The sequence below is a fragment of the Caulobacter sp. GW822-FHT01G02 genome (assembly GCF_058802865.1).
Window position 1 is genome coordinate 408,572 of the sequence record NZ_JBXAON010000005.1, and the last position, 22,364, is coordinate 430,935.

Annotated in this window: 13 protein-coding genes; 7 read left to right on the forward strand and 6 right to left on the reverse strand. The window is 67.3% G+C overall.

What is annotated here, in order from left to right; genetic code table 11:
* The first annotated feature begins 137 nt into the window (after positions 1-137).
* Together AC1RNC_RS17230 and AC1RNC_RS17235 are read left to right on the forward strand one after the other, a co-directional pair.
* Positions 138-1,940 (forward strand): IlvD/Edd family dehydratase, encoded by a 1,803-nt coding sequence (locus tag AC1RNC_RS17230; RefSeq protein WP_492887542.1) that lies wholly within the window; start codon positions 138-140, stop codon positions 1,938-1,940.
* Between the two features lie 27 nt (positions 1,941-1,967).
* On the forward strand, positions 1,968-3,527 hold the full coding sequence (locus tag AC1RNC_RS17235) for a glycoside hydrolase family 43 protein (protein ID WP_492887543.1): 1,560 nt from the start codon (positions 1,968-1,970) through the stop codon (positions 3,525-3,527).
* A 9-nt stretch (positions 3,528-3,536) separates the two neighbouring features.
* On the opposite strand, the gene AC1RNC_RS17240 is transcribed toward AC1RNC_RS17235, so the two are convergent.
* The 3 genes from AC1RNC_RS17240 to AC1RNC_RS17250 all read right to left on the reverse strand — a co-directional run bounded on the left by AC1RNC_RS17240 (position 3,537) and on the right by AC1RNC_RS17250 (position 7,841).
* Positions 3,537-4,274, reverse strand: coding sequence for a FadR/GntR family transcriptional regulator (locus AC1RNC_RS17240; protein WP_492887545.1), 738 nt, complete (start codon positions 4,272-4,274; stop codon positions 3,537-3,539).
* A 183-nt stretch (positions 4,275-4,457) separates the two neighbouring features.
* Entirely contained in the window at positions 4,458-6,035 is a 1,578-nt protein-coding gene (locus AC1RNC_RS17245; RefSeq protein ID WP_492887613.1) for an alpha-N-arabinofuranosidase, read from the reverse strand.
* A 93-nt stretch (positions 6,036-6,128) separates the two neighbouring features.
* Positions 6,129-7,841 carry a glycoside hydrolase family 43 protein gene (locus AC1RNC_RS17250; RefSeq protein WP_492887546.1) on the reverse strand — a complete coding sequence of 571 codons (1,713 nt, stop codon included), beginning with the start codon at positions 7,839-7,841 and terminating at the stop codon, positions 6,129-6,131.
* Positions 7,842-8,094: 253 nt separating this feature from the next.
* On the opposite strand from AC1RNC_RS17250, the gene AC1RNC_RS17255 reads away from it, so the two are divergent.
* Positions 8,095-10,440 (forward strand): glycoside hydrolase family 95 protein, encoded by a 2,346-nt coding sequence (locus AC1RNC_RS17255; protein WP_492887547.1) that lies wholly within the window; start codon positions 8,095-8,097, stop codon positions 10,438-10,440.
* Entirely contained in the window at positions 10,437-12,779 is a 2,343-nt protein-coding gene (locus tag AC1RNC_RS17260; protein WP_492887549.1) for a beta-L-arabinofuranosidase domain-containing protein, read from the forward strand. The genes AC1RNC_RS17255 and AC1RNC_RS17260 overlap by 4 nt, the downstream gene beginning before the upstream one ends.
* A gap of 53 nt (positions 12,780-12,832) precedes the next feature.
* Here the strand turns inward: AC1RNC_RS17260 and AC1RNC_RS17265 are convergent, their stop codons facing one another.
* Positions 12,833-15,712 carry a TonB-dependent receptor domain-containing protein gene (locus AC1RNC_RS17265; protein WP_492887614.1) on the reverse strand — a complete coding sequence of 960 codons (2,880 nt, stop codon included), beginning with the start codon at positions 15,710-15,712 and terminating at the stop codon, positions 12,833-12,835.
* 469 nt (positions 15,713-16,181) lie between these two features.
* Between AC1RNC_RS17265 and AC1RNC_RS17270 the strand changes: the two genes are divergently transcribed.
* Together AC1RNC_RS17270 and AC1RNC_RS17275 are read left to right on the forward strand one after the other, a co-directional pair.
* Complete coding sequence (locus tag AC1RNC_RS17270; protein WP_492887616.1) at positions 16,182-17,381, forward strand: MFS transporter; 1,200 nt, start codon at positions 16,182-16,184, stop codon at positions 17,379-17,381.
* Complete coding sequence (locus AC1RNC_RS17275; RefSeq protein WP_492887550.1) at positions 17,365-18,984, forward strand: glycoside hydrolase family 43 protein; 1,620 nt, start codon at positions 17,365-17,367, stop codon at positions 18,982-18,984. The genes AC1RNC_RS17270 and AC1RNC_RS17275 overlap by 17 nt, the downstream gene beginning before the upstream one ends.
* On the opposite strand, the gene AC1RNC_RS17280 is transcribed toward AC1RNC_RS17275, so the two are convergent.
* Entirely contained in the window at positions 18,981-19,982 is a 1,002-nt protein-coding gene (locus AC1RNC_RS17280; RefSeq protein ID WP_492887618.1) for a LacI family DNA-binding transcriptional regulator, read from the reverse strand. The two genes, AC1RNC_RS17275 and AC1RNC_RS17280, sit on opposite strands and share 4 nt — an antisense overlap.
* Positions 19,983-20,488: 506 nt before the next feature.
* Between AC1RNC_RS17280 and AC1RNC_RS17285 the strand changes: the two genes are divergently transcribed.
* Positions 20,489-21,475, forward strand: coding sequence for an alpha/beta hydrolase (locus AC1RNC_RS17285; protein ID WP_492887551.1), 987 nt, complete (start codon positions 20,489-20,491; stop codon positions 21,473-21,475).
* 139 nt (positions 21,476-21,614) lie between these two features.
* On the opposite strand, the gene AC1RNC_RS17290 is transcribed toward AC1RNC_RS17285, so the two are convergent.
* A complete protein-coding gene (locus AC1RNC_RS17290; protein WP_492887553.1) occupies positions 21,615-22,112 on the reverse strand; it encodes a hypothetical protein in 498 nt (165 codons plus the stop codon).
* Between the last annotated feature and the right edge of the window lie 252 nt (positions 22,113-22,364).

The following is a 22,364-nucleotide window of genomic DNA, read 5'->3' on the forward strand; positions in this document are numbered from 1 at the left end:
TCGGCCTAGTCGATTGACCCTGTTTCGTTGAAATTATAGTCAGACAAATACGAGCGAGGCGCGCGGTGATTTGCCACTCTGATGGAGTTCAGCAAGCTACCGGCGCCGAGCCGGACTAAGCAGCGACAAGGCTCTTCATGGTTTCCCCCAAAAGCGACGCACCCAAGCTCCGTTCGCGCGCCTGGTTCGATAACCCCGATAACACCGACATGACCGCGCTCTATCTCGAGCGCTACATGAACTTCGGCCTGTCGCTGGAAGAGCTGCAGTCGGGCAAACCCATCATCGGCATCGCCCAGACCGGCTCGGACCTGTCGCCCTGCAACCGGCATCACCTGGTCCTGGCCGAGCGTGTGCGCGAGGGCGTTCGCTCCGCCGGTGGGATTGTCCTGGAGTTCCCCGTCCACCCGATCCAGGAGACCGGCAAGCGTCCGACGGCGGGGCTGGACCGCAACCTGTCCTATCTGGGCCTCGTCGAGCTGCTCTACGGCTATCCGATCGACGGCGTGGTGCTGACCATCGGCTGCGACAAGACCACGCCGGCCTGTCTGATGGCGGCGGCGACCGTGAACATCCCGGCCATCGCGCTGTCGGTCGGGCCCATGCTGAACGGCTGGCACAAGGGCAAGCGAACCGGCTCGGGCACCATCGTCTGGCAGGCCCGCGAGATGCTGGCGGCCGGCGAGATCGACAACGCCGGCTTCATCAAACTGGTGGCCAGCTCCGCGCCCTCGACGGGCTACTGCAACACCATGGGCACGGCCACGACCATGAACTCGCTGACCGAGGCCCTGGGCATGTCGCTGCCCGGCTCGGCGGCGATCCCGGCGCCTTATCGCGACCGGCAGGAGAACGCCTATCGGACGGGCCTGCGCATCGTCGACATGGTCCACGAGGACCTCAAGCCGTCCGACATCCTGACCCGCGACGCCTTCCTCAATGCCGTGGTCGTCAACTCGGCCATCGGCGGCTCGACCAACGCCCCGATCCACCTGAACGCCCTGGCGCGCCATATCGGCGTCGAGCTGTCGATCGACGACTGGCAGCAGTTCGGCGAGGAGGTGCCGCTGCTGGTCAACCTGCAGCCGGCCGGCGAATATCTGGGCGAGGATTACTACCGCGCCGGTGGCGTGCCGGCGGTGTTCGGCCAGCTGATCGAGCAGGGGCTGATCCGCGAGGACGTGAAGACCGTCTCGGGCCAGACGATCGGTGAGCAGTATCGCGGCGCGGTGATCGAGGACGAGGACGTCATCCGTCCGTTCTCGCGGCCGCTGGTCGAGCGGGCCGGTTTCGTGGTCATGCGCGGCAATCTGTTCAACTCGGCGATCATGAAGACCAGCGTGGTCAGCCAGGAGTTCCGCGAGCGCTATCTGTCCAATCCCGATGATCCGGACGCCTTCGAGGGCGACGCGGTCGTCTTCGACGGGCCGGAGGACTATCACCGTCGCATCGACGATCCTGCGGTCGGGATCACCTCGAACTCGATCCTGTTCATGCGCGGCGCGGGGCCTGTCGGCTATCCCGGCGCGGCCGAGGTCGTGAACATGCGCGCGCCCGACTACCTGATCAAACAAGGCGTCCACCAACTGCCCTGCGTGGGCGACGGGCGCCAGTCGGGCACCTCCGGCTCGCCCTCGATCCTGAACGCTTCGCCGGAAGCGGCGGTGGGCGGCGGCCTGGCGCTGCTGAAGACCGGTGACCGCGTGCGCTTCGACCTGCGCAAGTCGCGCGTCGATGTGCTGGTCTCGGCCGCCGAGATCGTCGAGCGCCGCAAGGCTCTCGATGCGGCGGGCGGCTTCGCCTATCCGGAGAGCCAGACGCCGTGGCAGGAAATGCAGCGCGCGGTGGTCGGCCAGATGGAGACCGGCGCGGTCCTCGAACCGGCCGTGAAGTACCAGCGCATCGCCCAGACCAAGGGCCTGCCGCGCGACAACCACTAGTCGCTCCGGCGACGATCCGAGGGTCTCATGCCAAAGCCATCCAAGCTGATCGTGTCGGCCCTGGCCCTGAGTCTGGCCTGCGCCGCCGCGAGCGTCCAGGCCCAGGTCTGGCGCGCCGATAGCGGGCAGGGGACCTATCACAACCCGCCGCTCAACGCCGACTATCCCGATCCCGACATCATCCGGGTCGGCGAGGACTTCTATTTCGCCTCGACCACCTTCGTGAACGCGCCGGGCCTGACGATCCTGCACTCTCGAGACCTGGTGAACTGGGACATCGTCAGCCACGTGATGCCGAAGCTGACGGGCAATCCCAAATACGACCTGGCCGACGGCGGCGACTATCGCCACGGCGTCTACGCCCCCAGCCTGCGCCGTCATGGCGGGCGCTTCTACATCGCCGTCACGCCGGTGGGTCGGAACACCCGGATCTATTCCGCCGGCGACATCCGGGGGCCCTGGAGCGTGCGCGAGCTTGATCGCGAAGCCTTCGACCCCGCCCTGTTCTTCGACGACGACGGCAAGGGCTATGTCGTCACCGCCAGCAGCGCGGACGGCACGATCACCCTGCTCAGCCTCAACGCCGACCTGACCGCCGTCACCAGCGCGCGGAAGATCCACTACATCAAGGGCGCCGAGGGCTCGAAGCTGATCAAGCGGGGCGGCTGGTACTACCTCTTCAACGCCATCCCGCGACGCCTGGCCTTGACCGTGTCGCGCGCCCGCAGCCTGACTGGGCCGTGGGAGACCCGTGATCAGATCGACGACACCACCGGCGGGCACCAGGGCGCTCTGGTCGATCTGCCGGACGGCGGCTGGTACGGCTTCGTCATGCGCGACGCCGGCGCCATCGGGCGGGTGACCAATATCAGTCCGGTGTTCTGGCGCGACGACTGGCCGGTCTGGGGGACGCCCGAGGCGCCCGGCCGCGTGCCCGACGTCGCCGCCAAGCCCATCGCCGGCGGGGCCTTCGTCGAGCCGCCCAGCTCCGACGATTTCGGCGGCAAGGCGTTGGGCCGGCAGTGGCAGTGGAACCACAATCCCGACGACAGCCGCTGGTCGCTGCGCGAGCGGCCGGGCTATCTGCGCCTGAAGGCCACGACCAGCGACCAGTTCTGGACCGCGCGCAACACCCTCCTGCAAAAGGGCCAGGCGCCGCGCGGGCGGGGCGTGGTCAAGCTGGACGTGCGGGGACTGACGGTCGGCGACGCCTGCGGCTTCGGCACGTTCGGCAAGTTCTCCAGCCAGTTGGTCGTCACCCGGACGGCCGACGGGCGGGGCGCGCTGTCCGCGCGCCTGGTCGAGAGTACCCAGGAGGGGCCCAAGACGACGCCGCGGGGCGAGGCCTTGACGGTCCCGCTCGTGGACCTGTGGCTGTCGGTCGAGATGGATTTCACCACCGACAAGGCGGCCCTGGGCTACAGCCTGGACGGCAAGGCCTGGACCGCTATGCCCGGTGATTTCCCGCTGGCCTTCGACTGGCGGACCGGGACCTTCCAGGGTCAGCAGTATGGTCTCTTCTGCTACAATCCCGCCGGCGGTCCGGGCCGCCTGGATGTCGACAGCTTCACGCTGAGCAAGCCCTAGGAGAGGGCTCTACATCGCCGATCGGGTGTCATCCAGCGCCAGGTCGACGAGGGCGCGCATGGCCGCGCTGGCCGCGTCGGGATCGCCCGCCGCGATGGCGTCGAAGACCTTGGCGTGGTCGGGCACCGGATCGCGGGGCAGGGCGCGCGAACGCTGCTTGAACTCTGTGGTCCAACTGACGGCGGCGCTGATGCTGGCGCTGAGCGCCATCATCGCGCTGTTGTGCGTGGCGCCCAGAAGGGCGTCGTGGAAGGCGCGGTCGGCCGCCCGGCCAGCCTCGGTCGCCAGGGTGTGGCGGCGCATCTTGGTCAGGGCGTCCTTCATGGTCTTGAGGTCGTCCTTGTCGCGTCGCTCGGCGGCGAGGCGCGCCGCGGCGGGTTCGACGATCGCCCGAAGCTCGAACAGGTCGCGCACGAAGCTGACGTCGGGTTCGGCCGAGAAGGCCCAGGCCAGCACCTGAGGATCCAGGATATTCCAGCGGCTGCGCGGCAGGACCCGGGTGCCCGCCTTGGGGCGGCTCTCGACCAGGCCCTTGGCGGTCAGCACCTGGACGGCTTCGCGGTAGGCGCTACGCGAGACGTCCAGGGCCTCGGCGTTGGCGATTTCGCCGGTCAGCTTCTCGCCGGGCGCGATCTGGCCCGAGACGATGGCGCTGCCCAGATAGTGCGCCACCGCGCCCCGCAGCCGTCGACCAGACCCTCTCGCCGATCGGGGGATCGACTTGTCGTCTGGTTCGTCGGTGGACATGGGCTCGGGCTCCTGCGTGGGTGCGCTCATTTCTATAAGCGCAAGCACGCGGGCGTTGGCAAGTTGTCAGGCAAGTTTGCCGCCGCGGCATGATCGCCGCTGCCGGCCATGACGGCGAAGGCGCTTCTTCCCGCATGATGCGATGGGAGCCCTCGCCATCATGCGGGAAGTGGTCAGATGTCGTCAGTCCAGGCGGACGACCATGATCGACTTGGGCGGGGCTTCCAGCGTCAGACCGCCCGCGCCGGCCTTCGCCGAATAGGGCTTGGGGACGACCGCGTTGGGGGCGTCGAAGGTATTGACGCTGTCGACGCGCGGCGCCGTCATGACTTGGCCGGTGGCGGAGGCGGCTTTGACGCCGGCGATGTCGGCCCGGATACTGGCCGACTTGCCAGGGTCGAGGTTGGAGACCGCCAGCCACAGCTTGCCCTGGGTGTCGCGCGCGGCGATGGCGTCGATGCGCGGCAGGGTGATGTCGCCCTGCGTATAGGTCCCGGCGTCGAACTTCACCGGCACGAACGTCGCGTCCTGGAAGGGCAGGTACATCTTGTAGACGTGATAGGTCGGCGTCAGGACCATCTTGTCCTTGTCGGTCAGGATCATCGCCTGCAGCACGTTGATCATCTGGGCGATGTTGGTGATCCGCACACGGTCGGCGTGACGCGCGAAGATGTTCAGGTTGAGCGCCGCCACCAGCGCGTCGCGCATCGAGTTCTGCTGGACCAGGAAGCCCGGATTGGTGCCTTCCAGCGGCGCCAGCCACACGCCCCATTCGTCGACGGCCAGCGGCACCTTCTTCTCCGGATCATACTTGTCCATGATCGTGGCGTGCTTGGTGATCAGCCCGTCCATGCCGAGCGTTTCCTTCAGCAGCTTGGCGTAGGCGGTCTCGTCGAACTTGGTGCTGGAAAACGACGGCGGCCAGCCGCCCGTCGTGTAGGAGTGCAGCGACAGGCCTTCGATGTTCCACGCCCAGTCGTGTCCCTTCTGCGCGGCCATCACCGCCTCGGTATAGGCCGGCTTGCCCTGGTCGGGGCCCACGGCGATGCGCTGCATGGCGTCGGCGCCGGTCTGCTTGGGATTGTAGTTGCGCACGAAGCGGGCGTAGCGCTTCATCTGGTCGGCATAGTACTCCGGCCGCATGGCGCCGCCGCAGCTCCAGCTCTCGTTGCCCAGGCCCAGATACTTGATCTTGTAGGGCTCGCGGTGGCCGTTGGCGGCGCGTTCCTTGCCGGCCGTGGTCTCCGGATCGGCGGTCATGTACTCGACCCACTCGGCCGCTTCCTGGACCGTGCCCGAGCCGACATTGACCGAGATGTAGGCGTCGCTGCCGATCTGGCCGACGAAGTCCATGAACTCGTCGGTCCCGAAGGTGTTGGGCTCGACCGCGCCGCCCCAGTTGGAGTTGATCGTCTTGCGGCGACCCTCGATCGGGCCGATGCCGTGACGCCAGTGATATTCGTCGGCGAAGCAGCCGCCGGGCCAGCGCACGTTCGGCACCTTGATGTCGCGCAGCGCCTTGACGACGTCGGTGCGGATGCCGCGGACATTGGGGATGGTCGAGTCCTTGCCGACCCAGACGCCGCCATAGATGCCGCTGCCCAGGTGTTCGGCGAACTGGCCGAAGATGTTGCGATCGATCTTGGCCCCGGGCGCCCCGGCCTCGATGCGGACGGCGATCGGCGCATCGGTCTTGGTCTGGGCCAGCGCCGGCGCGGTCGCGGCGAGCGTCAGGGCGCAGGCGGCCATCGGCCACGTCATTCTGGTCATCTTGTCTCCCCTCGGCGCCTCTGGGCGCTTCACCGACGGTCGCTTCGGCGCCGCCTTCCGTTGGTCAAAAGTCCGCGTCTATGTTCACTGGCCCTGGGCGCCGCCGTCGTGGGCGTAGACGCCCAGCAGAGCGCCCACGAAGCCGCCGGCCTTCTTGGTCGAGAGGATCGATCCATCCTCGCCGGCCTTCAGGGTCTTCCATTGTCCGGCGGCCAGGGCGTACGAGAAGTCGTAGGCGCCGCCCCGGGCGGTGACCTTCAGCCAGACGGGCGCATCGGCCTTCAGCGCTACGGGCGCGCTGGCGATCTTCACGCCGCCTTCCGGGTCGCTGGGGCTGGCGCGGCGTTCGAGCACGATCTCGTCCTGTCCCTGGGCGTTTCGCTCCAGGCCCAGAAAAAAGAAGTGGTCGTCGTTCTGCACGGCGACCATGCCGGCCTTGTCGCCGACCTTGGTCGGGCGGAAGCGCATTTCCGTGGCGGCGCTGGCGTTGAGGTGCTGCTGCCGCCGTCCCCAGAAGGAGGGCTGGGTCATGCCGCCGATGGTCTCGGGCCGCGCGGTCAGGATCAGCTTGCCGCTGTCCAGTCGCCACCAGCGCTGCCGGGGGATGCGCATGGTCACCCAGTTGAGCGGCAAGGCCTTGCCGTCGAACTCGTCGCGAACCTTGAAGGCGCCGGCCGTCGGCGGCGGCCTGGGCGTCATCTCCGGCAGGTCCGGCTTGGCGTGGACGTACGGAATGGTCTTGCCGTTCTCGAGAATGATCGGCCAGCCGTCCTTCCATTCCACGGGCAGAAGGAAGGTCTCCCGGCCGGTGTTGTAGAGGTCATCGCCGTAAGGGCGCACCGCCAGGAAGGTCGCCCACCACTTTCCGTCCGGGGTGTCGACCAGGTTGGCATGGCCGGCCGAGGTGATCGGCAGCGGGCGGTCCTTCGGCAGGCCGCGCTGGGTCAGGACCGGATTATTCGTGTACGGAACATATGGTCCCCAGGCGCTCCTGGAGCGCAGCGCGACCTGGCTGTGGCCTTCCGCCGTGCCGCCTTCGGCCGCGATGAGGTAGTACCAGCCGTCCTTCTTCAGGATGTGCGGACCTTCGGGCCAGATGGGCTTGGCGGCGGGATTGACGCCCTTGTCCAGCAGGAGCTTGCGTTCGCCGACGGTTTTTCCGGTCTTGATGTCGTAGGCGATCGCCCAGATGGCGCGGTGGCCCCTGTACTCGGCCGGGCCGGGCGGCTCGCCATTGAAGACGATCAGGGCGCTGCCGTCGTCGTCGAAGAAGAGATACGGATCAATGCCCTCGACCGTCGGCAGCCACACCGGGTCGGACCAGGGGCCCTTGGGGTCCTTCGCCGTGATCAGGAAGTTGCCCTTGCAGTCGACACAGGTGTTGAGGAGGTAGAACGTGCCGTCGTGGTGGCTCAGCGTCGGGGCGAACACCGCGCGCGAGAGGCCAAGGCGTCCGAAGTCGAGCATGCCTGGGCGGTCGATGGCGTTGCCGATTTGCTTCCAGTGCACGAGATCCGTCGAATGGAAGATCGGCAGCCCCGGGAACCAGGCGAAGGTCGAGCTGACGAAATAGAAGTCCTTGCCGACACGCATGACCGCCGGGTCGGGATAGGTGCCCTTGAGGATCGGATTGGCGTACTGGCCCGGCGTCGGTTTGAAGGCCGCGTCCGACGGATCCGCGCCTTCGTATTCGAACCAATCGAACGCCGCCGTCGGCGCGGCGCTCGAGACCGTCTTTGGCGCTTGCGCATGGCCCGATCCGGCGAGCAAGGCCAGGGCGGAGGCCAGGCTCAACATCCGTCCATGGACCAGTCGTCGCGATCGACGACCTGGGAAAGCGTACGCTGACATGACGTTTCGTGTCTCCCTGCCGCGTCGGCGCGCGGTCGTTATTATGTCGGGCAAGTCGCCCATCCGGATCGCCATGCGTCATGGCTTGGCCAACCCTAACGTGCGGAATGAAGTAATGGTAGCGCTAACTTATGGGATGGGCCGGTTGTTTTTATCCAGCTTGTAGGCTGGCGGTCGAGTGTGCTTTTGTCGGAGTATTATGACGCTGACTCGCCGCTCCACGCTCGCCGTCCTCGGCGCCGCCTCGGCCCTGACCGCGGCGCGGGCGCGCGCCGCCCAGACCAAGGCCTCGCCGCTGCGCCTCTGGTATCGCCAGCCCGCCAAGGCGTGGGTCGAGGCCCTGCCGATCGGCTCGGGCAAGCTGGGCGCCATGGTGTTCGGCGGCGTGGCGTCCGAGCGGCTGCAACTGAACGAAGACACCCTGTGGGCCGGCGGTCCATACGACCCGGCCAATCCCGAGGCGCTGGCGGCGCTGCCGGAGATCCGCCGCCTGATCGACGCCGGCGAATACGCCCAGGCCACCAAGCTGGCCGACGCCAGGTTCCTGGGCGCGCCCAGGCGGCAGATGGCCTACCAGACGATCGGCGACCTGAAGCTCGATTTTCCGGGGCTGGGCGAGGCGAGCGGCGACTATGTGCGCGACCTCGACATCGACGGGGCGGTCGCCGCCACGACCTTCACGACCGGCGGCGTACGCTATCGCCGAGAGGTGATCGGCAGTTATCCGGACGGGGTCATCGCCGTGCGCCTGAGCGCCAGCCGCAAGGGCGCGATCAGCGTCGATCTGTCCTTCGCCAGCCCGCTGAAGTCCAAGCCCGTCGCCAGGGTCGAGGGGCGCGCCCTGGTCCTGGCCGGCGCCAATGAGAGCCGGGAGGGTATCTCCGCCGCCCTGACGTTCGAGTGCCGCGTGGAAGTCCGCGCCAAGGGGGGCGCGGTGACGGGACAGGGCGGCGTGTTGTCGGTCCGGAATGCCGACGAAGTCGTGCTGCTGATCGCGGCGGCCACCAGCTATCGCAGGTACGACGACGTCTCCGGAGACCCCAAGGCGCTGAACAACGCGACGCTGACCAGGCTCGTCGGCAAGCCCTGGGCGAAGATCCTGGCCGATCACCAGGCCGATCACCGGGCGTTGTTCCGTCGTGTCAGCGTCGACTTCGGCCGCACCCGCGCCGACCTGCTGCCCACGGACGAGCGAATCCGGCGGTCGCCGAGCACGGACGATCCCTCGCTGGCGGCGCTGTATTACCAGTACGGCCGCTACCTGCTGATCGCCTGTTCGCGCCCAGGCGGCCAGCCGGCCAACCTGCAGGGGGTCTGGAACGACAAGACCTCGCCCCCCTGGGAGAGCAAGTACACGATCAACATCAATACCGAGATGAACTACTGGCCGGCCGAGCCGACCCATCTCGCGCCCTGCGTCGAGCCGTTGATCGCGCTGGTCCAGGACCTGGCCAAGACCGGCGCCCGCACCGCCAAGGTCATGTACGGCGCGCGCGGCTGGGTCGCCCACCACAACACCGACCTGTGGCGCGCCACCGCGCCGATCGACGGCGCGATCTACGGCGTCTGGCCCACGGGCGGCGCCTGGCTCTGCAAACACGTCTTCGACCACTACGACTACGGTCGCGACAAGGCCTATCTGGCCCGTGTCTATCCGCTGATGAAGGGCTCGGCGCGGTTCTTCCTCGACACCCTGGTCGTCGATCCGAAGTTCGGCGTGCTGGTCACCAGCCCGTCAATCTCGCCGGAGAACGATCATGGTCATGGCTCCTCGCTGGTCGCCGGTCCGACCATGGATCAGGCGATCATCCGGGACCTGTTCGACAACTGCCTGAAAGCCGAGGCTATCCTCGGCGCGGATCCGGCCTTCGTGGCCGAGCTGACGGCGGCGCGCGACAAGCTGGCGCCGTACAGGATCGGCAAGGACGGCCAGCTGCAGGAATGGCAGGAGGACTGGGACGCCGACGCCAAGGAGCCCCAGCACCGGCACGTCTCGCACCTCTATGGCCTGTTCCCATCGGACCAGATCGGGATCGACACCACGCCGAAGCTGGCGGCGGCGGCCAAGACGTCCCTGCTGAAGCGCGGCGACCTCACCACCGGCTGGGCCATCGCCTGGCGGCTGAACCTCTGGGCGAGACTGGGCGACGGCGACCACGCCCACAGCGTGCTCAGGCTGTTGCTCGGCCCCGAGCGGACCTATCCGAACATGTTCGACGCCCACCCGCCGTTCCAGATCGACGGCAATTTCGGCGGGACCTCGGGCATGACCGAGATGATCCTGCAAAGTCGCAACGACCGCCTTTATCTGCTGCCGGCCCTGCCATCGGCCTGGCCGACCGGCCACATCACCGGCCTGCGGGCGAGGGGCGCGGTCGGTGTCGATGTGCGTTGGGCGGGCGGCAAGCTTTCCGAGGCGGTGCTGACCGCCGAGGCCGACGGCCGCCACACCGTGGTTCATGGGTCATCGACCCTGGAGATCGAGATGAAGCAAGGTCAAAGCGTCCGCCTCGCGGCCCGCGACGGCGCCCTGGTGCGCGCATGAGCGGCCAGGCTCTCACCCCCAGCCGGCGGTCGGTGCTGCTGGCCGGCGCCGCTCTGAGCGTCACGTTCGTGGGCAAGGCCTCGGCGCAAGCGCCCAACCCGTTGCGCAAGGTCGAGCCGATCCCGGCCCGATACGTAATGCTGGAGCCGTCGCCGTTCGCCGACGCCATGGCGGCCAACCGCCGCTACCTGCTGTCGCTGGATCCCGAACGGCTGCTGCACAACTTCTATTGGTCGGCCGGCCTGCCAGCGAACAAGCCGCGCTACGGCGGATGGGAGAGCGAGAGCATCGCTGGTCATTCCTTGGGCCACTGGCTATCGGCCTGCAGCCTGACGGTGGCCAACACCGGCGATCCCGCCGTCGCGGCCGTCCTCGACCGCACGCTCGCGGAGATGGCGAGAATCCAGGCCGCCGAGGGTGACGGCTATGTCGGCGGCACGACCGCCGACCGGGGCGGCAAGGAGGTTCCGGGAAAGGTCATCTTCGAGGAGGTTCGGCGCGGCCAGATCGAGGTCACCTGGACGCTGAACGGCGGCTGGGTCCCGATCTACGCCTACCACAAGGTGCTGGCGGGCGTGATCGACGCGCATCTGCTGGCCCACAACGCGCGGGCCCTGCCGATCGCCCTGGGCCTGGCCGACTACCTGGCCGGCGTCTTGGCGCCCCTGTCGGACGAGCAGGTCCAGAAGGTGCTATCCGTCGAGCACGGCGGCATCCTGGAATCCTATGCCGAGCTGTACGCCCTTACGGGCGACGCCCGTTGGCTGCGCACCGCCGAGCGGCTGCGCCACCGGGCTTTCGTCGATCCGCTGCTGGCCCACCGGGACGCCCTGGCCGGGCTTCACGCCAACACCCAGATCCCGAAGGCCGTCGGCCTGGCGCGCTTCTACGAAACAACCGGCCAGGCTGACCACGGCGAGGCGGCGGCGTTCTTTCACCAGACGGTCGTCGATCACCACAGCTATGTGCTGGGCGGCAATTCCGAGCGCGAGCACTTCGGTCCGGCCGACCAACTGGGCGGCACGCTGACGACGGGCACCTGCGAGGCCTGCAACACCTACAACATGCTGAAGCTGACGCGGCATCTCTATGCCTGGAAGCCGGACGGCGCGTTGTTCGACTACTACGAGCGGGCGCAGCTCAATCACATCCTGGCGCACCAGCGGCCCGACACCGGCCAGTTCGTCTATTTCATGCCGCTTCAGGCGGGCGCCAAGCGCGACTATTCCACGCCGGAAGACAGCTTCTGGTGTTGCGTGGGCTCAGGCATGGAAAGCCACGCCAAGCACGCCGACAGCATCTTCTGGCGCGGGTCGGACGCGATCTACGTCAATCTCTTTGTGCCCTCGACGCTGGATCTCCCGGGCGACGCCAGGCTCGAACTGCGGACGCGCTATCCCGAGCAGGGCGAGGTCGTGCTTCGGGTGGTCCGTCCTTCGGCGACCGCTGCCACCCTCGCCATTCGCCGCCCCGGCTGGGCGCAGGGCGCGCGGATCGCGCTAAACGGTCAGGTGCTCGACGCGCCGGTTTCGGATGGCTACTGGCGCGTGACGCGCGTGTGGCGGGCAGGCGATACGATCACCGTGACCTTGCCGATGACCTTGCGCGCCGAGCCGCTCAAGGGCGCCCCGGCCACCTACGCCTTTCTCAGCGGACCCTTGGTCCTGGCGGCCGATCTCGGACCTTCGGACAAGCCGTTCGACGGCCCCGCGCCGGCGCTCCTGGCCAAGGCCTCGCCCACCGACACCCTTGTCCCGGGCGGCGGGGTTCATCGCTACGCCACGGTCGATGTCCTGGGGCAGAGTCAAACCCTGCGGCCGTTCAACGCGCTCTATGACCGGCGGACGGCGGTCTACTTCCAGACCTTCACGCCGACGGACTGGAAGGCTCAGCGTCAGGACTATCTGGCGTCCGAGGCGCAGCGGGCCGACCTGGCGCGACGGAGGATCGACGTCTTCCATATCGGCGAGATGCAGCCCGAGCGCGATCACGGGCTGACGGCCACGGCCGGACAGCCGGGGACCTTCTATGGCCGTCACAGCCGGTCGATCCCCGAGGGCGCGGAGGTGTCGTTCACGATGGCCCGTCGACCCGGCGCCGCGTTCCTGCGCGCGACCTATTGGGGCAACGACGCCGACCGCGAGATGGCGATCGAGTTCGACGGGCGGCAAGTCGCCGTGGAGCGTCGGTCCGGACCCAAGCGCAACGACTGGGTCATCGTCGACTATCCCCTGCCGCCCAGCGACCAGAAGCGCTCGAAGGTCAGGCTGATCGGTCGCAAGGGGACGAGTGTCCTCTACGGGCTCGAGCTGATCGAAGCGCCGCGGCGAGAGACCTGAAGCAAAAATAAGGAGGTCAGGCGCGGACGCCTGACCTCCGTAGTCGGGGGGATCTAGAAGCGGAAGCGAACGCCCGCGCGGTACATCCGGCCGACGATGTCGTAGAGGGCCGGGTTGGCGTAGTTGGGCGACTTGGCCGGATCGCGGTCGAACAGGTTGTCGACCTTGAAGTAGGCGCTCACGTCCTTGCGGATGTTGTAGGTCCCGCCGACGTCCATGTAGAACGCGCCGGGCATGAAGTTCTTGTCGATGGTCGGCGCGTTGGGCGTCGAGGCGGGGCAGGTTCCCGGGGCGCAGACCACATACTGGTTGCCGTAGTTGCCGTCGGTGAACCAGCGTTCCTGCAGGGTCAGGCTGAAGCGGTCGGTCTCGTAACTTTGGATCGCCAGCCACTTCCAGTTCGGCGTGCTGCCTTGGTTCACGCCAGCCGAGTCGACGGGCGCCGTGCCGGGCAGGCCGGTGTCGGTCCAGAAGTCGCGGATGTGGGTGGCCAGGGCGCGCAGGGTGAAGGCGCCCGACAGGCCCAGCGGTTGCTGCCAGCGATAGCTGGCCTCGATGTCGAAGCCGCTGGTCTTGATCGACGCCAGGTTGAAGGACTGGACGTTGATGTAGTTCGGGCCGTTGGGGTTGTTGAGGTTATAGGCGCTACAGGTCTGGGGCAGGACCTTGTCGATGCAGTAGTCGACGATCTGGGCCGCGCCCAGGCTGGAGACGACGTCGTCGACCTTGATCTTGTAGTAGTCGAACGACGCGCTGAAGCCTGGCAGCCAGGACGGATTGGCCAGGACCACGCCGATCTGGGAGTTGCGCGCGATTTCCGGCGTCAGGTTCGGGTTGCCGACAGCGTTCTGGATCGCCACCACGTTCCGGTTGTTCGCCCGATCGAAGAAGTTCGGCAGGGTCGTGGTGACCGGTGCGGCGAATAGCTCCGACAGGTTGGGCGCGCGGACGTCGCGCGAGGTCACGCCACGGAAGCGCAGGCCGTCGATCGGCGTGTCCCAGGTTCCGCCCGCCTTCCACGTCCAGATGGTGCCCGAGGTGCTGTAGTCGGTGACCCGCGCCGCGGCGTTGAAGTTGGCGCGGCCGGCGGAGTCGTTGTTGAACAGCGGCAGGTCGACTTCGAGGAAGGCTTCCTTGACGTTGTAGACGCCGTTGCCGTTCTTGTAGTTACCCGCGTGCCAGTTGTTGCCGAGAGTGTTGAGCAGCGGATCCGCCGGATAGCTGCCGCCGTAGGGGCTGCGATCGGCGACGCCGGCGCCATATGGGTCCGCGCGGACGGTGTAATATTCCCGGCGATATTCAGCGCCGAAGGCCACCGAAAGCGGACCGGCCCACAGGTCGATCGGGGCGCCCGAGAAGTTCAGGCTGGCCACGTCCTGTTTCATGAGCAGGCGCTGGAACGGGCCGGCGGCGGGTTGGACATATTCCAGGGCCGCGGCGGAGGGGGGCTTGCCGCCGAAGATGTTGAGCGGCTGGCAGCCGTTGGCGCGCGCCACGGGATCGGCGCAGACGATCGCCCCGTTCAACGTGGTGGCCTGGATCGCCTGGTTGAAGCGTGGCGTCAGGATGATGTGGTCGACGTCGATAGCGGTCTTGTTTTCACCGTGCTGGTAGTAGGCGTCGTAGGTCCAATCCGAGCCCACCGCTGCGAACTTGCCCTTCAGGCCGGCGACGACGCGATACTGACGACGGTCTGTATGGACCTTGGTATTGGGCAGCACCGCGTTGCTGGCGCCGTACTGGAAGCTGGTGATGCCGGCGGTCGCGCAGGCGTCCCGCACCGAGGTCGGCAGGTAAGGGTTGGAGCACTGCAGCGTCAGGCCCGTCCGATTCATGCCGTTGACGGGCTGGTTGCTGGTCTTGACCTGGCCCAGATTGAACGAGACGTAGGCCTCATTGCCCTCGGCGAAGTCGTAGCCAACGCGGCCGTAGGCGACCTTGCGCTCGATCTTCGACTGCAGCGTGCGGCCCGAGTCGACGTTACCGGACAGGTCGCCGCCGACGCAGAAGCCCGGGAAGCAGCCGGTGACGGCGCCGCCAGCGGTCTTGGACGGAACGCCGTTCGAGCCGTATTGGAACTGGAACGGGTTGCCAGCCTGGTCGAAGGCGATGCCTTGCAGCGGACCGGCCGTGATCAAGCCGTACTTGGTGTAGGCGTAAGGCTGGGCGTTGTCGCGCATCACGTAACGCGGCGAGCCGTCATTGAGGACGTTGCGATCGATCATGGTCGTCTGGGTGAACCAGTGACGGTCACCCGCTAGGTCCAGGCCGAAGTCGCCCGGACCGACGCCGTTCTCCTTGGCCCATTCGACGCTGCCGACCACATGCACGCGGTCGCCCGCGAAGCTGCGGCCGCCGGCCAGCTGCACCAGGCCTTGCTCGTTGTCATTGTACTTCGAGACGCCCGCCTGGACGTTGCCTTTCAGACCCTCGAAGCGGGTGTCGGTGATGAAGTTGACGACGCCGCCCACCGCGTCCGAACCGTAGGAGGCCGAGGCGCCGCCGTTCACGACGTCGACGCGCTGGATCAACAGTTGCGGGAACAGGCTGACGTCGGTGACGCCCGTATAATAGGCCCCGACCACGCGCTGGCCGTCCAGCAGGGTGAGGGTGCGGATCGTGCCCAGGCCGCGCAGCGAGAACGAGCTCAGGCCCTGCTGGCCGCTGGACGTGCTGAAGGTGTTCGTCGCCGAACCGCTCGAGCCCTGTAGCGACGGTAGTTGGACGATGGTGGCGAAGACGTTCGGCTGGGCGTTGTTCTGGATCTGGGCCTCGCCGATCACCGAGGTCGGCGTCGGCGCGGTGAAGCCGGTGGTCTGGATGCGCGTGCCGGTGACGACCACCTCGGTGACCGTGGCCGAGTCGTTGGCCGGCGCCGAAGCAGGGGCCGTTTGAGCCAGGGCGGGCGCGGCCGCGAACAGGGCCGCGGTCATCGCGCCGGCGCTGGCCGACCGCAAAATCCGGTCCCGAATCCGTGTGGTGTTGTTCCGAGCCTCGATCTGGGCGCGGCTATGCGCGCCGCCGCCCTCCGAGGACGTCATGCCATTGGCGTTCATTCTCTTCCCTCCCTATCCGCAGGCTCACCGGCTCTGCGTGCTTGATCGTCGCCATGGCCAACCGCGATGGTAACGTTATCAGTGATCTTGGTATGGCCGCCGCCCCGGTGTCAATACTCCGACATATTATCGTTGAAACGATCGTTCTGGTTCGCTAGTCGGTTGTGGGTTGGCGAGTGAAACCGCGCCAGGCCTCGACGAAGGCGGGTCGGCGTTCTCGCCGATCGGGGATGATAACGTTACCGGAGGAGGGGGCGTGTCAGCAGGTCAGAACGACGGTCGAGCGCTTCGACGGCCGCGCTTCGCCTACATCCGATGGACCATTCTGGGCCTGTTCGTCCTGGCGATGGTGCTCAACTACCTGTCGCGATCGGTGCTGGGCGTCGCCGCGCCGATGGTGCTCAGCGAGCAGTCGATCTCCAGCGAGCAGTATTCGTGGATCACCAGCGCCTTCCAATTGGGCGTGATGTTCCAGCCGCTCGTGGGCTACTTCCTCGACGGCGTCGGGCTGCGGCTCGGCTTCGCCCTCTGCGCCATCCTGTGGTCCCTGATCACCATGGCGCACATCTTCGCTCAGGGGTGGATTCCATTCGCCGGGCTGCGCCTGGCTCTGGGCCTGACCGAGGGCTCGGCCCAGCCCGCCGGCCAGAAGCTGATCGCCGAGTGGTTCCCCGCGCGCGAGCGTGGCTTCGCCGGCGGCGTCTACAATATCGGCGCGTCGTTCGGCGCGGTGTTCGCCCCGATGCTCGTCGCCTGGGCCGTGATGATGGGCAGCTGGCGTCTGGCCTTCGTCGCCGCCGGCGCGCTGGGTCTGGTGTGGGTGGCGGCCTGGATCGTCTGGTACCGGGCGCCGGCCGAGCACCGGCGGCTTGGCGCGACCGAACGCGGCCATATCGAGCAGGGCCAGGAAGCCGAGCTGACGGCGCGCGGCAAGCGCGCATCCCTGGCGCAACTGGTGCGCCGCCGCGACCTGTGGGGCATCGCCCTGCCCAGAATGCTCGCCGATCCCGTGTGGGGGATGCTGTCGTTCTGGATGCCGCTCTACCTGATGCGCGTGCGCGGTTTCGACCTGAAGCAGATCGCCCTGTTCGCCTGGTTGCCCTTTCTCGCCGCCGACCTGGGCTGCCTGTTCGGCCCCGCGGCCGTGGCTTATCTGCAGAAGCGCGGCGTCGACCTGATCGACGCGCGGCGCTGGGCGTTCAGCCTGGGCGCGGTGCTGATGACCGCCATGACGCTGGTTGGCCTGGCGGCCAATCCGTACGTCGCCCTGGCGCTGCTATGCGTCGGCGGCTTCGCCCATCAGACCCTGTCGGTGACGGTGATCACCATGGCCTCGGACCTGTTCCGCCGTGATGAGGTCGCGACCGTGGCCGGCTTCGCAGGGCTGGCGGGAAACCTCGGCATCCTGATCTTCACCCTGGCGCTGGGCAAGCTCGTCGACCAGGTCGGCTACGGCCCCTTCTTCGTCATACTCGGCCTGCTCGACCTCGTCGGCGCCGCCCTGCTCTGGACCCTTGTGCGTAAACGACATGTCCCAGCTTCGTAATCCCGTCCTCAGAGGGTTCAATCCGGACCCATCGATCGTTCGCGTCGGCGACGACGTGTTCATCGCGACCTCGACGTTCGAGTGGTTTCCGGGCGTCCAGATCCACCACAGCCGCGACCTCGCGCACTGGCGACTGGCGGCCCGCCCCCTGGCGCGCGCGTCCCAGCTGGACATGCGCGGCGATCCCGACTCCTGCGGGGTCTGGGCGCCGGACCTCAGCCATGCCGATGGGCGCTTCTGGCTGGTCTACACCGATGTGAAACGGTTCGGGCAATCGACCCTGGACGGCGCGACGGGCGTGACCCTCAGGGATTTCCACAACTACCTGGTCACCTGCGACCAGATCGACGGCGTCTGGTCCGACCCGGTCTATCTCAACAGCAGCGGCTTCGATCCGGCGCTGTTCCATGACGACGACGGGCGCAGCTGGCTGCTCAACATGCTGTGGGACCATCGTCCGGACAGGCCGCGGTTCGCGGGCATCGTCATCCAGGAACTCGATCGCGCCACCGGCGCCCTGATCGGCGAACGCGAGTTGATCTTCCAAGGCACGGACCGGGGCTTCACCGAGGGACCGCATCTCTACAAGCGAGACGGCTGGTATCACCTGCTGGTGGCCGAGGGCGGCACGGGGTGGGGGCACGCGGTGGTCATGGCGCGCTCACGCCACCTGCTTGGACCGTATGAGCTGCACCCCGACGCGGTGGTCCTGTCCTCCGGCGGCCGACGCGATGGTCCGCTGGCCCGCGCCGGGCATGGCGACCTGATCGAGCTGGCCGACGGAACGCCGTGGATGGCCTATCTGTGCGGCAGGCCCTTGCCGGGCCGGCAGCGATGCGTCCTGGGGCGCGAGACGGCTCTGCAGCCGATGCGGTGGTGCGAGGACGGCTGGCTCAGAAGTCTGACGGTCGATGGCGCGCCCGATCCGACGCCCGCTGCCCCTGGTCTCCCGCCGGCGCCTTGGCCGGCGCAGACGTGGAACGGCGATTTTGCCGTCGACTCGTTGCCGTCCGAATTTCAGTGGCTGCGCACGCCCTGTCCGGACGAGCTCTTCAGCCTGGCGGCCCGGCCCGGATATCTGCGTCTCTACGGACGGGAGACCATCGGCAGTCCCTTCCGTCAGGCGCTCGTGGCCCGGCGCCAGGAGGATCTGCGGTTCACGGCCACGACGCGGCTCGCGTTCGACCCGGTCGACTTCCAGCAGGCCGCCGGGCTGGTCTGCTACTACAACAGCACCAAGTTCCACTACCTCCACGTCACTCGCGACGCGGGCGAGCGTCAGCTGCAGCTGATGACCGCCTCTCCGGACGCTGGCGGTTGCACTCTCAAGGTTCTCGTCGCCAGCCTGCCCGAAGGACCGATCGAACTGCGGGTCGAGGTCGACCTGGACCAGCTTCGGTTCGCCTGGCGCGGCGACCGTGAAAACGATTGGCGCGACCTGCCCGACGCGCTGGACGCCAGCATCCTGTCCGACGAGGCGTCCTTGCCCGGCCTGCCCAATTTCACGGGGACCTTCGTGGGGATGGCGTGCCAGGACATGTCGGGGAGGGCGACGCCCGCCGACTTCGCCTTCTTCCGCTACGAAGGTCGGGGTGACGATTAGCTCAGGGGCGGCGAGGTCGACAGCCGGCGAACGAGTTGGTGATCGAGCACCCGGTCGCGGTGATCGCTCAGAGGGGCCTCGGCCCCGGAGATCTGCGCCGCCAGCAGGCCGAGCGCCTCGGCGGCCAGCTCGCGAACCGGCTGACGCACCGTGGTGAGCGGCGGCCACAGGGTGACCGCCGCGGCGGTGTCATCGAACCCGGCGACCGTGAGTTCGCCGGGCACGTCGAGGTGGCGACGGTGCGCGACCGACACCACGGCCGCGGCCATGTCGTCGTTGCTGGCGAAGATCGCCGTCGGCGCGGGTGACGCATCGAGCAGGAGCTCGGCCGCCGCGAGGCCCGAGGTGAAGCTGAAATCGCCCTGGGCGATCATCGTCTGCACGTCGTCGGCCTCCCGAACCGCGGCGTAGAACCCCGCCAACCGCTCGGCGCTCGCCGCCTGGTCGGGATTACCGAGAATGAAGCCCAGGCGGCGATGCCCTTCGGCGATCAGGTCTCGCGTCATCTCGTAGGCGGCCCGCCGATCGTCGATCCGTACGCAGATGGCGCCCGTCACGCCATAGGCGCCGACCGCCGCCAGGGGCAGTCGCGCCTTGCGCAGCACCTGCAGGACCGTGGGGGATTCTCCCAGGGGAGGGGCCAGGATCACGCCGCGCACGCCGGCGGCGATCAGGGTCTTCAATTCGGCGTCCTGGGGCGGACGCCCGCCTTCGCCGCCCTTGAGCAGGATCAGACGGGCTCCGCGCGTGGACGCCTCTTCGTAGACCCCGGTCAGGAACTCGCTCATGAAGGCGGCGCTGGGATTGGAATAGACGACGCCGATCCGCAGCTCCGCCGACGTCACGAGGCTGCGCGCGGCGACGTTCGGCGTGTAGCCCAGGCGATGGATCGCTTCGGTGACAACAAGGCGTGTGTCGGGGCCCACGCCCGGGCGGGCATTGATCACGCGCGACACGGTCATGGGGGAAACACCGGCCGCGGCCGCGACATCGACAATTGTTGGGCCGCGGGCGCCCTCAGTATTTCTGGCCAATCGTCTACCCCGCCACCGTCATTGAAACCCTACCTAGTCGATTGTCGGCTCGACTCAAAATCAGCGCCATGGGGCGGGCGGACCTGCCAGTGGCGTCACGATTATCGGTATCGCCACTGTTATTGGTTGGACAGGTTCAAGTAAATACGATTACGTTAACGCAACCATTCCGCAATCTGTCTTACAGATCGGGGGCGTGGCGCGGCCTTGGACTTGGTTTCGAGGCTCCGCCGCTTTCGTCCTTTGGCCGCGAGCTTTCGACTGCCCGCTTTCCCCCTCCTGGGCGGCCCGCCCGAGCCCGGTCACATCGCCAGGCTCGGGCGGCTTTTTTATCTCTCAACCTTATCTCTCAACGCGTGGCGCCAGCCAAACTTGGTTCCCCATCAGGACGTGACAAACGCCCCGCTTATTTGTAGGAGTAAAAAGCCGGAATGATACCGGTAACAAAGTCAAAAATGGGAGGTTGCGCCATGGAGCGGATCAACAAAGATCGCCGGTCGGCGTGGGTGAGGGCGGTGCGCGCGGGCCTTGTCGCGGGCGCCATGGCCGTGACGTGCGCCGTCGCCGCGCCCGTCCAGGCTCAGGCCGACAAGATGACGCCGATCGCGACCCCGGCGCAGCCGAAGGCGATCGAGCTGGGAACCGGCGCGCTGCCGGGCGCCACCGCCGCTGAATCCTGGCACAGTCAGTATGGCAGCGTGTTCGCGCGCAACGTCACCGTCGCGACCTTGACCCCGTTCCTGCCCGATCCGGCCAAGGCCACGGGCGCGGCGGTCATCGTCGCGCCGGGCGGGGGTTTTCGCACCCTGTCCATGGAAAATGAAGGCTGGCAGGTCGCCCAGGCCCTGGCCGACAAGGGCGTGGCCGCCTTCGTGCTCAAGTATCGCCTGAACCAGACGCCCGCCGACATGGCCGGCTTCGAGCGGTCCATGACCGAGATGTTCGCCAATACGGCGCGAAACCCGCGGCCAAATCCCGAACAGGCCATCGCGGGTCTGGCCCCGCAGATCGCCGACTCCCGCGCCGCCTTCGCGCTGGTCCGCAAGCGCGCGGCCGAATGGCATGTCGATCCCGACCGGATCGGGATGGTCGGGTTCTCGGCGGGCGCCATGCTGACCATGGCCACCACGCTCGCGGGGCAGGACGCCAAGCCCGCGTTCATCGGGACGATCTATGGCTCGCTGGCGCCCGTCACCGTTCCGGCTGACGCGCCGCCGCTGTTCGTCGCGCTGGCGGCTGATGACCCTTTCTTCGCGAACGGCGGCTTTGGCCTGATCGAGAGCTGGCGGACGGCCAAGCGGCCGGTCGAGTTCCACCTCTACGAACAGGGCGGCCACGGCTTTGGCATGTATCAGAAGGCAACCACCAGCACCGGCTGGTTCGACGCCTTCGCCCGCTGGATGGGAATGCACGGGCTCCTGAAACCGGCGAGCGCTCGCCCGTCGCGGGGGAACTAGCCTGGACAGCTAGAGCGGTCGCGCACCGAGGATATGGATCACATTCGCCGAGCGATACGATTCCCTCGACGGGCTCGGTGCGCCACTGGATGATACGGTTTGTTGAAGATCGCGCGGCGTACGTCTTCCAACGCGCCGGTCAGCGAAATGGGAGAAATAGGCTTTTGTTTTCGCGGAGGTTTTTGGCGCACCCGACACGAGACAGCTGAAGGGGCTGAACCGTCTTGGCCATGGTCTGCTTGACCCTCTGGACGGTGGCGGTCGAGACGCCGGTCGCCTTGGCTACCGCCCGGATGGACTGACCGGCGCGAAGGCCTTGCTCGACCTTCTTCAGCCGGATCGGCGGGATGGCGGGGGTGGGGGATGGTTGTGCGGAAGTGGCATGAACTCGGCGTGCAACAGTGGGATGCCCGCAACCGACGTTTCCGTGCGCCCCCAGGCGAATGTCGCATTTCCGGAGGTGAGCCAACTGCGGCTTCTGGACGGTCTGGGCTGCGGACTTCAGCGGGGTCGCGAGGCCCGGCATATCGGGCACTCCATAGCCCGAGGCCAGCTCGGCCCACAGGCCGTCGCGGTCGCTGTCGGCATAGGCGGTCCACTCCGTGGATCCACGTTCGGTCTCGAGCTTGATGACCAAATCGCCATAGCGATTGTAGGTCTCATTCCGGTCGATCCGTTCGTAGGAAAACCGACCATTGCCTTCGAGCTCGGCGACGGACGTGACCTTACCTGACGCGTCAAAGGTGAAAACGTATTTTTCTTGGCTCGATTGAGTGCAGTTGTGCTTTCCCGACGTTTCAGCTGCCTTCCGATGGTGCGGGTTATGTTGCTCTGAGCTGTTAGCACTCGTACCTGAGACGAGTCTGAATGTTCTGCGTATTCGTCAATT

Excerpts from the sequence above, each read along its gene's own strand:
- AC1RNC_RS17230 (WP_492887542.1), top strand. The coding sequence starts at position 138 with ATGGTTTCCCCCAAAAGCGACGCACCCAAGCTCCGTTCGCGCGCCTGG.
- AC1RNC_RS17235 (WP_492887543.1), top strand. The coding sequence starts at position 1,968 with ATGCCAAAGCCATCCAAGCTGATCGTGTCGGCCCTGGCCCTGAGTCTG.
- AC1RNC_RS17240 (WP_492887545.1), bottom strand. The coding sequence starts at position 4,274 with ATGTCCACCGACGAACCAGACGACAAGTCGATCCCCCGATCGGCGAGA.
- AC1RNC_RS17245 (WP_492887613.1), bottom strand. The coding sequence starts at position 6,035 with ATGACGTGGCCGATGGCCGCCTGCGCCCTGACGCTCGCCGCGACCGCG.
- AC1RNC_RS17250 (WP_492887546.1), bottom strand. The coding sequence starts at position 7,841 with ATGTTGAGCCTGGCCTCCGCCCTGGCCTTGCTCGCCGGATCGGGCCAT.
- AC1RNC_RS17255 (WP_492887547.1), top strand. The coding sequence starts at position 8,095 with ATGACGCTGACTCGCCGCTCCACGCTCGCCGTCCTCGGCGCCGCCTCG.
- AC1RNC_RS17260 (WP_492887549.1), top strand. The coding sequence starts at position 10,437 with ATGAGCGGCCAGGCTCTCACCCCCAGCCGGCGGTCGGTGCTGCTGGCC.
- AC1RNC_RS17265 (WP_492887614.1), bottom strand. The coding sequence starts at position 15,712 with ATGACCGCGGCCCTGTTCGCGGCCGCGCCCGCCCTGGCTCAAACGGCC.
- AC1RNC_RS17270 (WP_492887616.1), top strand. The coding sequence starts at position 16,182 with ATGGTGCTCAACTACCTGTCGCGATCGGTGCTGGGCGTCGCCGCGCCG.
- AC1RNC_RS17275 (WP_492887550.1), top strand. The coding sequence starts at position 17,365 with ATGTCCCAGCTTCGTAATCCCGTCCTCAGAGGGTTCAATCCGGACCCA.
- AC1RNC_RS17285 (WP_492887551.1), top strand. The coding sequence starts at position 20,489 with ATGGAGCGGATCAACAAAGATCGCCGGTCGGCGTGGGTGAGGGCGGTG.